Source organism: Paenibacillus pedocola, from assembly GCF_031599675.1.
GTDB lineage: Bacteria > Bacillota > Bacilli > Paenibacillales > Paenibacillaceae > Paenibacillus_AQ > Paenibacillus_AQ pedocola.
The window spans coordinates 6386994-6403354 of record NZ_CP134223.1 but is presented as its reverse complement, the minus strand read 5'-3'; the positions used below and the strand labels follow the sequence as shown (position 1 = coordinate 6403354).

12 protein-coding genes are annotated in these 16361 nt (G+C 45.8%); 10 read left to right on the top strand and 2 right to left on the bottom strand.

The annotated features are described in order from the left end of the window. Positions 1–5: 5 nt before the first annotated feature. From QU597_RS28395 to QU597_RS28375, 5 genes are all read left to right on the top strand, one after another. Positions 6–1601, top strand: a complete 1596-nt coding sequence (locus tag QU597_RS28395) for an ABC transporter substrate-binding protein (RefSeq protein ID WP_310830813.1) — start codon at positions 6–8, stop codon at positions 1599–1601. Positions 1602–1681: 80 nt separating this feature from the next. Further along, a complete protein-coding gene (locus QU597_RS28390) occupies positions 1682–3418 on the top strand; it encodes a sensor histidine kinase (protein WP_310830812.1) in 1737 nt (578 codons plus the stop codon). Between the two features lie 7 nt (positions 3419–3425). Next, complete coding sequence (locus QU597_RS28385; protein WP_310830811.1) at positions 3426–5045, top strand: response regulator; 1620 nt, start codon at positions 3426–3428, stop codon at positions 5043–5045. A gap of 324 nt (positions 5046–5369) precedes the next feature. Next, positions 5370–6260, top strand: coding sequence for a DegV family protein (locus QU597_RS28380; RefSeq protein ID WP_310830810.1), 891 nt, complete (start codon positions 5370–5372; stop codon positions 6258–6260). A gap of 418 nt (positions 6261–6678) precedes the next feature. Continuing rightward, complete coding sequence (locus QU597_RS28375) at positions 6679–7515, top strand: alpha/beta fold hydrolase (protein ID WP_310830809.1); 837 nt, start codon at positions 6679–6681, stop codon at positions 7513–7515. Between the two features lie 286 nt (positions 7516–7801). On the opposite strand, the gene QU597_RS28370 is transcribed toward QU597_RS28375, so the two are convergent. Beyond that, complete coding sequence (locus tag QU597_RS28370; protein WP_310830808.1) at positions 7802–8338, bottom strand: PadR family transcriptional regulator; 537 nt, start codon at positions 8336–8338, stop codon at positions 7802–7804. 220 nt (positions 8339–8558) lie between these two features. On the opposite strand from QU597_RS28370, the gene QU597_RS28365 reads away from it, so the two are divergent. Both QU597_RS28365 and QU597_RS28360 read left to right on the top strand, forming a co-directional pair. Next, the gene (locus QU597_RS28365) at positions 8559–9809 is read left to right on the top strand and encodes an L-lactate MFS transporter (RefSeq protein ID WP_310830807.1); all 1251 of its coding nucleotides are present in this window, start codon (positions 8559–8561) and stop codon (positions 9807–9809) included. Between the two features lie 33 nt (positions 9810–9842). After that, positions 9843–11792 carry an oxidoreductase gene (locus QU597_RS28360; RefSeq protein WP_310830806.1) on the top strand — a complete coding sequence of 650 codons (1950 nt, stop codon included), beginning with the start codon at positions 9843–9845 and terminating at the stop codon, positions 11790–11792. Positions 11793–12157: 365 nt separating this feature from the next. Here the strand turns inward: QU597_RS28360 and QU597_RS28355 are convergent, their stop codons facing one another. Then, positions 12158–13648 carry a peptide MFS transporter gene (locus tag QU597_RS28355; protein WP_310830805.1) on the bottom strand — a complete coding sequence of 497 codons (1491 nt, stop codon included), beginning with the start codon at positions 13646–13648 and terminating at the stop codon, positions 12158–12160. A gap of 256 nt (positions 13649–13904) precedes the next feature. On the opposite strand from QU597_RS28355, the gene QU597_RS28350 reads away from it, so the two are divergent. The 3 genes from QU597_RS28350 (at position 13905) to QU597_RS28340 (ending at position 16340) form a co-directional block, all read left to right on the top strand. Beyond that, complete coding sequence (locus QU597_RS28350) at positions 13905–14894, top strand: sigma-70 family RNA polymerase sigma factor (RefSeq protein ID WP_310830804.1); 990 nt, start codon at positions 13905–13907, stop codon at positions 14892–14894. A 60-nt stretch (positions 14895–14954) separates the two neighbouring features. After that, the gene (locus tag QU597_RS28345; RefSeq protein ID WP_310830803.1) at positions 14955–15377 is read left to right on the top strand and encodes a VOC family protein; all 423 of its coding nucleotides are present in this window, start codon (positions 14955–14957) and stop codon (positions 15375–15377) included. A 135-nt stretch (positions 15378–15512) separates the two neighbouring features. Then, on the top strand, positions 15513–16340 hold the full coding sequence (locus QU597_RS28340; protein ID WP_310830802.1) for a DUF4405 domain-containing protein: 828 nt from the start codon (positions 15513–15515) through the stop codon (positions 16338–16340). Positions 16341–16361: the final 21 nt, after the last annotated feature.

Below are 16361 nucleotides of genomic sequence, written 5' to 3'. Positions count from 1 at the left end.
TCACAATGAAAAAAACTAGAGGTTCGGGCGCGGTGCTTGCTTGTCTGACCGCCGTCATACTGGCCGTTACCGGGTGCGGCGGGGGCAATTCAAATGCATCTACTTCGTCCAAGACGGAATCGGAGGCGACCGCCACAACTGCCGGAGACACAGGTTCCGGCAATCCCGATATTTCGACTTTCCGCAAGCTAACCGTCTATACCGTTGGGAATTTTCCTCAAAATGACACCAAGGCGGTTGTGGAGGAGATCAATAAATATCTCAAAGAAAAGATCAACGCCGAGATTGACTTCCAGGGACTTCCCTGGTCATCCTGGGCTGAAAAAATGGCTCTGGCCTACCAATCCGGAGAACAAGTCGATTTAACCTTTGCGCCTAACTGGGCCGATTTCGCCAACAACGTAGCCAAAGGCGCATTTCTGCCGCTCGACGACTTGTTAGCCAAATACGGGCAAGGAATCAAGGAGACGCTGGACCCTCGTTTTCTTGACGGCGGAACCGTTGACGGCAAAATCTACGCCATTCCAACCAACAAGGAAATTGGCGAAAGCCATACCATTATGTTCAGAAAAGATCTTATCGATAAATATGGATTCGATGTTAACTCTATCAATACTCTCGAGGATTTGGAGCCATGGCTTCAGACCATCAAGGAGAAAGAACCCGCCATTGCGCCGATCTGGCTCTCCGGCAGCGGCTCGGATACACTTGGCTACTTTGACAAAACCAAGCCGAGCATGGAAGAGAATTTCCGTTATGAGCTGGTGGCAGGCGCTCCCGCTGGCATCGTACTGGATACAAAGACAGACAAGATGATTATCAGCTCCATGGAATCCGACACTGCAATTTACCGGATGAAGCTCTACAGTGACTGGTTCAGCAAAGGCTACATCAATAAGGATGCTGCAACAACCAAGACAAGTACTGAAGACGCTTTCAAAGCCGGAAAAACCTGGATGAAATTTGGTTCAGATAAACCGGATTCCGACAAAGAAGACTCAATTGCTACCGGGATCGAGCTTGTGAAACTGAAAGGTAATGATCCCGAAATCAGTACAGCGAGCGTCAGTAATTCCATGATGGCGATTGGACGCACCTCCATTGATCCCGAGCGGACGATGATGCTGTTGAATCTTCTCCATACGGATAAGCATCTGATTAATCTGATAGACTTTGGCGTGGAAGGCAGACAGTATGTCAAAGTGGAAGGCAAAGAGAATTTCATTAAACTGCCCGACGGGGTTGCTACCCGTGCAGATACAGGATGGGCACCGGGTATTGAGTGGATGTTCGGCAATCAGACGCTTACTTATTTATGGGAAGGCGAAAGCGCTGACAAATGGGAGAAGTTCAAAGCTTACAACGAGAAAGCCCATAAGGTAAAATCATTCGGCTTCAACTTTAATACAGACCCTGTCAAAACGCAGGTATCTGTTGTCAGCAATATCATTAAGGAATTCCGTCCGTTGCTTGAAACGGGCAGTCTGGGTGTAGATAAAGTGCTTACAGAGTACAATCAAAAGCTGAAGGCTAACGGCATTGAAGCTATCCGTTCCGAGGTTCAGAAGCAATACGATGCCTGGAAAGCAAAGCAACCATAAGCAGAGGCGTGGGGGGAGACTGACACAGTCTTTCCCTTTCCTGCCGCTGGGGCGTGAATGTACCTAAGGAGTGTGGCACTGTGAAATTATCATTGCGGTTTAAAGTAAGCGCACTCGTCTTACTGCTGGTAACGCCTCTGTTTCTCTTCTTGTATTATACCAACATCTATTCGATCAACATCGTCCGGGAGAAGGTTGCAAAATCTGCTTCGGACACGCTTACCCTTCATTTAGGCACACTAGATGAGCTGCTGGAGCAGACCAGCCATTATTTGCTGCGTACAGCAAATGAAAACATGCTGCTGGAGCTGTATTCAGACAGCGGTCCGGACAGTGTCAATTATTACTTGTCCATACGCAAGCTTATGGACCAATGGTATAGCGATGTTAGCTATTACACTATCATTCGCAGTGTATTTGTGTACCATCTGGACCGGGATGAATTGTTCCTCAGCAGCCAGAAGGAGTATTACCAGGAGAAAGACATGATTACCTCAGGCCTGTCTTCGCGGCTCAAAGCTTCTAATCTTCCGGCTTCTCTTAAATGGGAAACCGTTACGATCGGCGGGGAACCGGTGTTATTCAAAGCGCTGCCGGATAAGAGCGGACGGCTTCTTGTAGGTATTCTTGTCAGCATTGACTCATTGGCACAGCCCTTGACTCATTTGGAGTCAACAGGGGGCGGTGAGCAGATCGGGATTATTTCTAATGACGGCGCACTGTTATGGGGCCAATTCGCCGGCGCTGATCTTGCTCTCATCCGTAACCACCTGAATGATCCACTCAGTCCATCGGGTGCTTCTATTCGTCTCAGCAACGGCAATAACTATTTGCTCATAGATAAACCCTCACTTTATTCCAATCTGAATGTCTTTATCCTATTAGACGAAAAATCAATTCTGGACGAATTGCCGATATTCCAACGGATCATCAATGCCATTCCCATTGCAATTATAATCATTCTGGGCATCCTTCTGGCTATGTTGAGCAGGCTTGTGTTCAAGCCTATCCAGCATTTTATAAGCGGAATGCGTATCCTGGGGAAGGGGCAATTGGACTTCCGTCTAAAGGAAGGCAACAGTAAGGAGTTTCAGATCATTACCCAGCAGTTTAACCAGATGGCCGAGCAAATCGGCAATCTCAAGATCGATGTGTATGAAGAGCAAATGAAAGTGCAGCAAGCTGAATTGAAGCACCTTCAGGCACAGATTAATCCCCATTTTTTTATGAATTCCTTAAATATCGTTTTTCACCTCGTAGAGCTTCAGAAGTATAGCCTGATCAAGAAAATGATTGGCCATCTGGTATCCTATTTCAGATTCATTATGAACACCAACGATACGTGGATTACGCTCTCCAGTGAGCTGAATCATATCCGGAACTACATAGAGATCCAAATGGTCATGTATCCGGACAAGCTAACCTATCAGGAACAGCTTCCGAAGGAGCTTGAGAACACGCCCATTCCGCCACTGCTTATTCAGCCGTTTGTGGAGAATGCCATGAAACATGGATTTATCAATAACACGAAGCCCTTCGAGGTCGTTATAACGGTTGGAGAAGAAGCCGGATTGAATGGAGATTCGTGTATTGCTATTCAAATCAAAGATTCCGGGCCGGGCTTCTCCGAGCGTCAACTTGAAATGCTTAATCTTGGACTGTACGAAAAAAAGCCTACAGATCGTCATCTGGGAATATGGAATGTATACAGACGCATGATGATGTTCTATGACAACCGTGCAAGGCTCGCCTTTCATAATGCTCCTGAGGGGGGCGGGGTTGTAGAGATAAGACTGCCTATTCAAAGGGGGCTGTAACATTCATATGTATAGAGTTTTGATCGTCGATGACCAATATTTTGCCTTGCTTGGATTGCAGCAGGGTGTGAACTGGAGTACGCTCAGCGTTGCGGATGTCTGTCTTGCGGAGAACGTGGATCATGCCATCACGTGCCTGGAACAACAGTCCGTGGATTTACTTATTTGCGATATCGAAATGCCCGGGAGAAGCGGACTGGAGTTACTGGCCTGGGTGAAGCAGTACTCTCCCGGCACGCTAACGATCATGCTTACTTGCCATGCGGATTTTGAATATGCGCAGCAAGCTATCCAGCATGGGGCATTTCATTATTTGTTGAAGCCTGTAGATTATGAAGAATTGATGAGAGTGGCAAGCACAGCTATCGCCGAAATTAATAAACAGAAAGAACACCAGCAGTTCGAAGCACTTATACAAGATTACCGGAGAAAATGGGAGCATCAGCTGCCCTTGCTGGTGGAGCGGTTCTGGCAGGACATTCTTAGCCAACGGGCTTCGCTCGTCTTGGACTCATTACAGATCTCCGCAAATACCTATGATTTAGATTTAAAGCCGGACGACCGCTACGTCATCGCTTTGTTAGGCCTTGAGCAATGGAAGGAGAACTTAAGTGCGCGGGATGAGACAATTATGGAATATGCACTCCGCAATCTGGCAGAAGAATTACTCCTGAACGGGATGGAGGGTGCAGTGCTTCAGGATCAGGCAGGCCACAACCTGGCAATCATCTATGTTAGGGGAAACGGCAATTCCGTCAGCCCTACGCTTGAGCATAACTGCCGGACATTTCTGAATACATGTGAGCAGATGCTTCATTGCTCCTTGTCAATCTACATCAGTCCTGCCGTGTTACTACCTGAGATTATGAGTGCCTACACTTACGTAACGGAGAGAGAGCAGCGCAATTTAATCCGTTCCCGCCAAGTTTTCACTCCGGACTATCCTGCCTGCAATCAACCTCTTGATTCAATGCCAATAGCGGCTCCAATGAACCTGTTCGGAGAGTGGGCGACCATTCTTGAGCTTGGTGAACGCGGGGAGCTGGACCGCCGTGTAAAACTATGGTTCTCCAATATTGAGGCAGACCACTGGACGAATGAATTGCATCGTCAGCTTATCCATGGCATCCTCTTCATTATTCACACCGTTTTGGCCAAAAAGGGTCTATCTGCACACGAATCCGCCAAGCTAAAATACCTGATGGAGAAGGAGAATTATCCGAAACAAGCGGTCGCTTTGCAGAACTGGGCTCTGGATAGTCTCAGGGCTGCATTACAATTATTGCAGTCTAGCAATAACGTATCCTCCACTGTTGTCAGCAAAATCAGACAATATATCCGTTCCCGTCTGAGTGAAGAGATTACAAGGGATGAATTGGCTGCACATGTGTATCTGAACCCGGCGTATTTATCCCGACTGTTCAAGAAAGAGACCGGTTTATCCATATCCGATGTAATTATTCAAGAACGCCTGCAGAAGGCCAAACGCTTGTTAGAAGAAACTGAACTCAAAATTACCGACATTGCAGAGCAAGTGGGGTACACCAGCCTGGGCAGCTTCTCCAACCTGTTCAAACGGATTGTCGGCGTCACACCGCAGCTTTACCGCGCCCGTAAAAAAAATTAGCTGCTTACGGTTACATTCTCGTTATGGATAACCACAACGTGGAGTAGAGGACTGTATCCCGTTTGGGAAATGGCAACCTATGGGAGTTGGGGTGGATTGCATCCTTTTATTGGCCCGTACATACCATACACAGTCTATTCTTTAATAGGTATATCTATCATGTATAATGTGAATTTATGTCGAATTAAGTTGAAAAAAAGTGCTGGGATTATCCCATAATCGCTATACGGGTGCTTGGCTTCCTGTATAATTTACGAATATGCAGATAGTTGAAACTGCTGCTTCCTGATCGTAGCCAATCCCTCACGAAAGAGAGTTGTGACCTTGAAATCCATCGCCTGGGTAACCGACAGCACCAGCACCATTGATTCTAAATTTGCCATGAATAACCATGTCTATATTGTTCCTCTCCGCCTAATTATCAATAATGAATGTTATAAAGAAAATATCGATATCACGGCCGATCAGTTCTATGATAAAATGCGCCAGAATGACAAGGTCGGCAGCTCCCAGCCGCCAATCGGTGAGTTCGTGGAATTATACGAGCGCTTGAAGGAAGACTATGACGAAATTATTGCGATACATTGTTCCTCCGAGCTTAGCGGGACCTTCCATACCTCGATGCAGGCAGCAGATATCGCTGGCGTTACTGTTATTGGCATTGATTCCAAGGTAGGTGCTTACCCGATCCGTGAGATGATTATACGCGGCGTTCACTGGCAGCAGGCAGGCTGTTCTGCGCTGGAGATCAAGAACAGAATCGAAAATATCATTGAAGAGATGTCCTTCTATCTGATCCCTGCCAGTCTGAGCCAGCTGCACCGCAGCGGGCGGCTCTCCGGCTCCCAGCTTCTGCTGGGCCAGCTGATGCGGATTCATCTGCTGCTGAAATTCGATAAAGGCAAAGTTGTCGTCGTGGACAAAATCCGCACCTTCAAGAAGACTAAGCAAAAGCTGCTGGAGACACTCGGCCAGGATATCCGGCTGATTCAGGATATTTGTATTATGCATGCCAACAATATGGAAGAGGCGCTGAGCCTGGAGTCGGAGATCAAGGCAATGTCGCCTTCTGTGCGTACAGAAATTATGACCTTTGTCCCGGTCGTAGGCGTTCATATGGGTGAGGGAACGCTTGCACTTTCGTGGATTAACAATACACCTATGAACAGTCTCGCTGTTCAGAATAAAGTGCTGGAGCCTGTGCTTCAGTATTGAGCTCCGTCCGCCGAAATTGCTTACACACAAGAAAACCAGCAGGTCCCGGAATGGGTCTGCTGGTTTTTGTTGTCATGAATAGGTGTTTACGCGCATCCCATGTGGATCCCGCTTGGGATTTTATCAACTATTTCACTGGAGATGACTGTGTGTCTTCTTTTAGTTATTTGAGCCCCCTAAATGATATCAACTAAGCAAATAGAACTTTAGTCATAGGAGTAATAAAGATTATAGTTATTTCATATGAATTCGACAAAATAAACCATTTCATTTGGGTGTTGACAGCTAGACTATTAATTGGTATATTCCGGACGTTAAGAATTTTAGATAAATTTAACAGTGAGAGGGGGATCGAAGAAACGTACAAATAGCTGGAAGCTCATGGAGTCGTCAAACCAAAAAACGGAGGGATATATCAATGGCAAACGTTACAGTTGGACAGGAGAATGGAATTGCAATCGAGCTTCATTATGAGGATGTCGGGACCGGTAAGCCGGTTGTACTGATCCATGGCTGGCCGCTCAGCGGAAGATCCTGGGAGAAGCAAGTACCTGCTCTAGTGGAAGCCGGTTATCGGGTGATCACGTATGACCGCCGCGGATTCGGCCAGTCCTCCCAGCCGTGGAACGGATACGAGTATGATACATTCGCGGCGGATTTGCACACATTGATTGAACACCTGGATCTCCAGGATGTGACCCTCGTCGGGTTCTCCATGGGCGGAGGCGAAGTGGCCCGTTACATCGGTACTTATGGAATGGAGCGGGTATCCAAAGCGGTGCTGGCCGGTGCAATCCCGCCATATCTGTACAAATCATCGGATAATCCAGACGGCGGATTTGACGATGCGACTATTCAAGGATTTCAAGACGGGGTGAAGGCGGACCGTCTAGCGTTCCTGGATGGGTTCACAACCAATTTCTTCGCCTCTGGAGACAGAACGGACTTAGTAAACGAAGCGTTCCGCTTATACAATCGTGACATTGCAGCTTTCGCGTCGCCGAAAGGCACACTCGATTGCATCGCGGCATTCAGCTATACCGATTTCCGCGGGGACCTTGAGAAATTTAATCTGCCAACGCTTATTCTCCACGGTAACTCCGATGCAATCGTTCCTGTCGAGATCAGTGGCCAAAAAGCGCATGAGCGGATCGCAGGCAGTCAGTTAGTCGTGATTGAGGGCGGCCCTCACGGATTCAATGCTACCCACCCTAAGGAATTTAACGATGCATTGCTGCAATTCTTGAAGGGCTGATTGAAGTAACTTAGATATGACGGACAATATCAAACCGATGAGAAGGAATAAACCGTTTAGCTTCATGGACAACCTCCTATTTGTGAGGAATGCTGAAGTATTGCGGAATTCACTGTCACACTTTACTATCATCCTAACGAATCTCCGGAGTTGCAACAATCCCCCGTTTATCCGCTACCTCTGTCCATGGGTATAAAAAAAGCAAAAAGGGTTCGAGCTACAGATGCTCGAACCCTTTTGCTTTTATTTTGAAAACGTAGTGTATAAGGAGCTTCCCATAGATGCTCTATTTTTTACAATAGGAAATATAATTCTCCAGCCATTGTATCGTTACAGTTTCACGTAAAATTGCACCATCTAATACAAGATAATCACCGAAATGTTCACTTTCAAGCGGAGGTATACTTTCATATCGTTCCATATTTTTGCGTAAATGTTCCAGCCTGTCTTGGTGCTGATGCAGATGATGCTCTAAGAGATGTAATCGGGTGGATACATCCAGGTGATTAGAAAAATACATTCTCAGCCTAAACACGTCTTTGGGAGTTGGTTCAATAGGCTCTTCTTTTTTTAACCATTGAAGAAAAGCTTCTTTGCCGTTTTCCGTAATCGAATACATTTTTTTCTCTAGTATTTCTCCGCTAATTTGAATTTCGTAAGTGATAAGTCCCTCGGTATTCAGTTTTTTCAATTCCGGATAGATCTGACTGTGCTTTGCATTCCAAAATTCACCTAAGTCTTTACTGAATTCTTTAGCTATATCATAACCAGTCATAGGTTCTTTATTTAACAATCCTAAAATGGCATATTTTAAAGTTCTCATAAGGCTCTCTTTCTGTACATATTTGTCCGTTTATTTTGGTTAAGTATAACATATTTGGCGGTTCAATAATAAGAATGGGTACATATTATCAAGAACATGTTTTATTAATCATGTAAATACATACATGTTTGTATTGATATAAATAAAAACCTGTGCTACTATTTAAATCGAATGATGTGAATAAATTCACAATACAATCGTGAAGGAGAAAACGAACGTAGTGGAACTTACAAAAAAGAGATGGATTATTCTGATTGCGAGCTGTTTTATTAATCTGTGTATTGGATCAATTTACGCGTGGAGTGTGTTTGCTGCCCCAATGGCAGAATATTTGAGCGGGCTCACAGGACTTAACTTAACACCGGGTGATTTAGCTATTGCATTTACGATTACAAATTCCGTAGGTCCTATCACGATGATCTCAGGTGGCTGGATTAATGATAGGTTCGGACCGAAGAAAGTAATCCTTGTAGGAGGCTTGTTATTTGGGGGAGGTATGATTTTATCAGGGTTTGCAACATCTGTAGGCTTCCTGGTATTTAGTTATGGTATCGTACTTGGTCTTGGAACAGGAATGGTCTATGGATGCACAATTAGCAACTCGATTAAGTTTTTCCCTGACAAACGAGGATTAGTTGGTGGTGTAACAACGGCTGCTTATGGATTGAGCTCTGTAATTATACCTCCTATTGCCAATGGTTTAATCAATAAATCTGGTGTAACATCCGCATTCATTATCATCGGCATTGCATTTCTTGTTATTATATGTTCCGCTTCTTTCTTCATTGAGAAATGCCCATCTGATTTTGTACCTGCAGGATGGACACCAAAGGCTCATAATGTTGTTGGCCGTCCGGTAAAGAACGACAAAGACTGGAAAGGCATGCTGGCCAGTCCACTATTTTACGTAATGATCTTGTTATTGATAAGCGGGGCTTTTGCCGGACTAATGTGTACATCACAAGCATCACCTATTGCTCAAAAAATGGTCGGCCTGTCTGCGGCAGCCGCTACAACCGCTGTTTCCATATTGGCTCTGTTTAACACTGGCGGACGAATTTTTGCCGGCTATATTTCAGATAAAATCGGTCGGATCAATACCCTTGCCGCTGCTTCTCTTTTATCGGTAGCAGGACTCACGTTGCTGTATTTTTCAGGAGAAAATACTGTGGTGACATTTTACATTGGTATTTCCGTCATCGGGCTAAGTTTTGGTTCACTGATGGGGGTATTTCCTGGATTTACGGCCGATCAGTTTGGTGCAAAAAATAATAGTGTAAATTATGGAATCATGTTTATTGGATTTGCATTAGCGGGATATTTTGGGCCGTCCATTATGAAGAATGTTTACAGCACAGACGGCAGTTACCAGAGAGCCTTTGTCATTGCAGCCGTATTTGGCATCACCGGATTTATTCTGACATTTGTATATAAGTTGGCTAACAAGAAGAATCAGAGAGTTGCTAATTAGATAGAAATAGATACAGATAAGGAGTATGAAATCATGCACAGAAAATATCCAAACCTAAGTAAACCCATCACCCTTGGAAATGTGACTTTCCGAAATAGAATGTTTGGTGCTCCTATGGGGGGAACCGATATTACAGCGGATTGCACGATTGGTCCCAAATCTACTGCTTTCTATGAATTAAGAGCAAAGGGCGGTGCTGCCTCCGTTACGGTCAGTGAAGTCGTCGTTCACCCGGAAACAGAAGCTTCCCATATGTACCATCTCGATCTGCAGACAGTAGATTCACTTGCTAGTTTTACTTATACTGCAGATGCTATTCGTCGTCACGGGGCCATTGCTAGTGTGGAATTATCTCATTCCGGACAGTATGCAGGAACTTATCTAACTGATAAAAATAAGAAGCAGGGACTTGCCCAGTGGGGACCAAGCCCTGGAGTCCGCCCTGACGGCAGAGAAGTAAAGGAGCTTACACAAGAACTAATTGATGACATCGTAGCAGCTTATGGTAAATGTGCGGGGCTTGCTAAGAGAGCAGGCTTTGAAATGATTATGGTTCATGGCGGGCATGGATGGTTAATTAATCAGTTCTTTTCTCCCCATTTCAATCGCAGAACAGATATGTATGGCGGATCTTTGGAGAACAGGGTGCGTTTTGCACAAGAGGTACTGGACAGTGTCCGTACAGCTGTGGGTCCCGGCTTCCCCATTGAGTTCAGAATGAGTGGTTCTGAGTTATTTGAAGGCGGCTATGATCTGGCGGAAGGTATTGAGATTGCTAAATTAATGGAATCCAGAGTCGACTTGCTTCATGTATCTGCCGGAACGTATCAGACAGGGTTTGGTGTCACACACCCTTCGATGTTCTTGCCTCATGGCAGTAATGTATATCTTGCAGCAGAGATCAAGAAGCATGTAAGTGTTCCGGTTGCCACAGTTGGCGGATTAAATGACCCCGCTCAAATGGAAGAAATCATTGCCAGCGGTCAGGCGGATGTTGTCGAAATGGCCCGAGCACTACTGGCTGATCCGGAACTTCCAAGAAAAGTGATGAGCAACCGCGACGAGGATATTATTAAATGTCTGAGATGCTTCACCTGTATGGCCGAACGTGCTGAGACTTCGACAAGACGCTGTACGGTTAACCCGTTAATTGGCCGTGAAATGGATGGAACGGAAGTATACCCTGCGCCTAAATCACGCAAGGTTCTGGTAGCCGGAGGAGGTCCGGGCGGATTATATGCAGCTCTTACTGCAGCTAAACGCGGACATCAGGTCATTCTTTGTGAGAAGTCTGACGAGGTCGGTGGGATCTTAAGGGGAGAGCAGGCCATTCCATTTAAGTATGAGATGTATGAGTTAGGGGTTACCCTCGGCAAACTAGCCAAAGATGCCGGTGTTGAGATTCGTTTAAATACAACGGTTACTAAAGAGTATGCGGAGAAAGAAGAAGTTGACGCTTTAATTATAGCCGTCGGTTCCAGTGCCATTGTTCCCCCAATCCCTGGACTGAGTGGTGATAACGTAGTCGTTGTTAATGATTATTATCTGGAGAAGGACAAGGTCAGCGACAGCGTAGTCGTATTGGGAGGCGGTCTGGCAGGATCTGAAGCAGCAATTCACCTTGCGCAGGAAGGTAAGACTGTCCATCTGGTAGAGATGAGAACGGAGCTGGCTCCAGATGCTAATATCAGACATCGCCCGATTATGCTAAAAGAAATCGAAAAGAACAACATTCACGTTCATTTAGGATATAAAGGGCTGTATGTTACCCAAGAAGGTGTCGTTTGCGCTGATCCAAATGGGGAAGAGCAGCTTATTCCGGGTACTTCAGTAATTTGTGCACTCGGACAACGGGCCAGAAGAAATGTAGTCGATGAGCTAATAGATTGTGCACCTTATGTTGCACAAATTGGAGATTGTGTTAAAGCGTCTACCATCACGACTGCAATTTATCAGGGATATCATGCTGCACTTGATATCTAATGATTAGCGATTAACTCTTAACCATCAACACCTTGAAAGTTATTGTACGGATGCGACTTCCTTAGCAGGAGGTGCATCCGTTTTTTTGCGTAAAAGCATGTCAGAATGGAGTGGCAGGTGCATGTGTTTTCGGAAAAATAATAATTAATGTCAATCCGCTGTCAGAGAATTGGGACACTTCGCGAATTTTGCGAGTGTGCTTTTTATATGAATTTAGTAGCTATTTTAACAATCATTATATACTAAATATTGGGAACCTAGTTTGGAAAAAGCTATTGCTTCTTACTCCCTATAGACTAGTCAAATCACACAAAAAAAAGTACCACAGGAAGTGGTACCCTTACGTTCATCTAGACAGTGTTCTTTTACTGAATCCCTTTCATGTACCCCTGGATTTTGCGGGAGGACAAGTAGAGCAGAATACTCAGGAGGATGGCTGCGCCTCCAATGACACCAAAGTATACCATCTCAGTGTCAGCCGAATAAAATTTAACAATCTGCGCATTAATTGCCTGAGCAGCCGCATTGGATAAGAACCATAAGCTCATGGTCTGGGCGGAGAAGGCGGAGGGTGCCAGTTTGGTCGTAGCCGATAGTCCTACAGGAGACAAGCATAATTCCCCCAGCACAACGATGAAATAGCTAAGAACGAGCCATAAAGGATTAACCAGGGAATCCTCACCGCCAAAGTAAGCCGGCAACAGGATCACAAGGAAGGATAATCCGGCAAATAACAGACCCAAGGCGAATTTCTTCGGAATCGAAGGCTGCCGTTTCCCAAGCTTCACCCACAACCAGGCGAAGAGGGGGGCCATCGTGATCACAAACAAAGGATTTAAAGACTGGAACCAGGCTGGACGAATATGCATACCGGCAAAATCGAGTTGTGTACGTTTATCTGCATAACTGGCAAGGATGGTTGACCCTTGTTCCTGAATCGCCCAGAACATAATTGCTGCAATAAACAGCGGAATATAAGCAACGAGTCTTGAGCGTTCGACGCTTGTTGTGAGCGGACTACGGAACATGACAATAAAATATAGGGTGGGAATCAGAATTCCCAGAATACCTACGATCGTTATAAAGGATTTAAACGTTAACAGACCTAACGGAATCGTAACAGCCACGATAACAGCGAGAAGTACTGCACTGATACCGAAGATAAGGAATACTTTTTTTCGTTCGGCTTGTGATAAGGGACTTGCGACTAAAGTGCCTGCTAGACCGAGGTTTTTTTTCTTGGTAGAGATGAACATGATTAATCCCAGGAACATACCGACGGCAGCAATACTGAAGCCCAGGTGGAAGTTATAATCCCCGATGTATCCTACAATTAGCGGTGCGATGAAGGCTCCCAGGTTGATGCCCATGTAGTATATACTGAATCCTGCATCCCGGCGTCCATCATGTTCGCTGTAAAGCTCACCTACAATACTGGATACATTAGGCTTCAGCAAGCCCGTGCCCAGCACGATCAGAACCATGGAAACAAAAAATAAGGAAATACTCCCCGGGATGGCCAAGGTGATATGCCCCAGCATGATTAATATACCGCCGTAGAATACAGCCCTTGACGCTCCGAATATCCGGTCCGCCAACCAGCCGCCAATAATCCCGGACATATAAACAAGTGAACCATAAATAGACATAATGGCGAGAGCTGTGCTCTCCTCCATGCCGAGTCCGCCTTGGCTCAGCTCGTAATACATATAATAAACAAGGATAGCTCTCATTCCATAATAGGAAAACCGCTCCCAAAACTCTGTGAAGAACAGAGTAAATAACCCTTTAGGATGTCCAAAAAATCCCCGTTGCGGAACACTCTCCACAACTCTTTGTTTGTTTAAATCAGCCATGCTGCTACTTCCTCCCTTGATGGTTAACAAAATTCCCTGCTTAAAGTATTACCCCTTAGTCAGAATACCCATTATGGGCCATTTTCAACTTTCCAAGCCCCATATTAGTCTCTACAGCGGGAGCAAAAAACTTAGTATACAACATTGTCGAAAGATTGGATATGACATCGACCGAAGAATGGCGTTAACATGGATAAGGAGTGATAAAATGGTCATAAGATGAAGCTTTTTGAGTGCCTAAAACGGAGGGAAGCCAATGAGCCAAGAGCTTAGAGAAACAGACCTGATGGAGGAGCTGCGTTCTGAACTGACCGGTTATTGTTACCGGATGATGGGGTCAATTGCTGAGGCGGAAGATGCGGTGCAGGATACCATGATCCGCGTCTGGCAGAACCGGGACCAGATCCGGCAGTATTCTTCCCGTAAAGCCTGGGTGTACCGGATTGCCACCAATGTTTGTCTGGACAGGTTAAGGAGTGCAAAACGCCGGGCACTTCCGATGGATCTCTCAGAACCGGCTGCTATTATTATGGAACCTAAGGACAGCATGCCTCGAAGTGCTTGGGTATGGCCCGCACCCGATACCGCTAATGACCCGGTCGATATCTTGGTTAGCAGAGAAACCATCCGCTTATCTTTTATTGCGATTATGCAAAAATTGCCGCCCCGGCAACGTGCCGTACTGATTCTGCTTGATGTCTTCCGCTGGTCGGCTAAGGAGGTAGCGGACGCGATGGGGATGACCGTGGCAGCCGTCAATAGCGCTTTGCAGCGGGCACGGGCGACAATTGCGCAGTCCAATCTTCGGTCTGATGAATACCATGAGGAGGATGTCCAGACAGATCAACAATTGGTTACACGATATATGGAGGCTTTCGAGCAGTACGATATTGAGGCGCTGATCGCCTTATTCCATGAGAACGGCAGCTTGTCGATGCCGCCATTTACGATGTGGGTTCGTGGCAGTATAAATCTGTCGTCATTCTACAACATTACACGCAGCCATTGTTTGGGTTCCCGGTTACTGCCGGTCCGGGCTAACGGGAATACTCCCGCTTTTGCCCAGTATGTACCCAGCGGACGGGATGGGCTGCTGTCTCCTTGGAGCATTCAGGTCCTTGAGATAAAACAGGATAAGATTGCCCATATCCATTACTTCATTGACCCCGATTTATTTGCCCGATTTGGATTGCCGGCAGGCTTGGACGATAACCAGGAATTTTTTTCAGGTATACCGATGATTTAACAGGTCCCGGATCGTCTATACTTATGAATCACGAATCCAAACCTGAGGAGGAACAATCTTATGACGTTAAAACTTACCCCGTATATTACTTTGGAGGGACGCGTAAGGGAAGCCATTCAGTTTTATGAACAAGCCATAGGTGCAGAAATCCTCTCCATGGTTACTTACGGTGACATGCCGGACACGCCTACTACGTTCACTGATGATCTGAGCAGCCTTGTAGCACACGCTAAGCTAAAAGTCGGTGTGACAGAGCTGATGTTTTCGGATGCCCCAGGCGGTTCGCCTATTGAGAGCGGGAGACGGGTAACCATTTGTATTACCACGAACGACGTAGAACAATCCAAACAGATTTTTGAAGCCTTGCGGCAAGAGGGGCAGGTCAATATGCCGTTTAGAGAAGAACCCTTCAGCCCGGGATTTGGTGATGTAACGGATAAATTCGGTGTGACCTTTCAAATTTATACTGAGCTTGAACATTAATTGCAGACAAAGAGTTGCCCAGACCGTTTGGGCGACTCTTTTTTTATGGATGACAGGCATTAAAACTAATTTAAGATTCACTAAAGGTTCGAGCCTCATACTGAGTAAAAAGCAGATATGGGGGGTTGAAATGGAATGAAAAAAATCAATTATGTTAAATTTGCGCTTGATATAGTTATGAGCATATTGTTCGTCTTGTTCTTCAACAAAAATGTGTTAGGCGGGTTGGCGTTTCACGAAATAGCAGGCCTCTTTTTTGCCGGTGCGTACATCACTCATATTCTTCTGAATCTGGGTTGGGTGAAGCGGGTCACTCTAAAAATGTTTAACCGCAGCTTATCCTGGAGGGTACGCGGCAGTTATGCGCTGAATTTCCTGTTGCTGGTTTCCATGACGTTCATCATTGTGAGCGGGATCCTAATTTCCCATGTGGTCTTTCCAAATATAAATGTAGGCAATGAGAATTGGTTTAAAATGACCCATATCTCGCTATCTTTCTTGGTGCTGGCATTGATCGGGATTCATGTCGGGCTTCATTGGCAATGGGTCGTGAACATGTGTAAGAAGATAACCAGCATAAAGAAGAGCCGGGCCTGGATGCGGTATGTTGCCCAAGGCTTGACTCTGATCATACTGCTATTCGGTCTGTACCAAATTAACCAGACGTCTTACGTCACTCATCTAAAAAGCTCGGTTTCAGCTTTCAGCGCGGGCACGCAGCAAACAGGCTTCGGGGGCAAGGAGGCTTTCGGAGGCGGAGAGCGGGGCGGAATGAGAGAAGGAAGGCCTTCCGGCGGTGAAGGTCAGTCTGGATTCAACCGCGGGGAAAAGGGAGGCAGTGTGAACGTCGCCAACGTCATTTTGACGTATACCGGTATCATGGCTGTGTTCGTCATTGCAGCCTATTACCTGAAGAAATGGAGCTTATATCGTAAGAAGAAAACAGTTGCAAACCCGAATTGATGGGGAGAGAAATAAGGATAT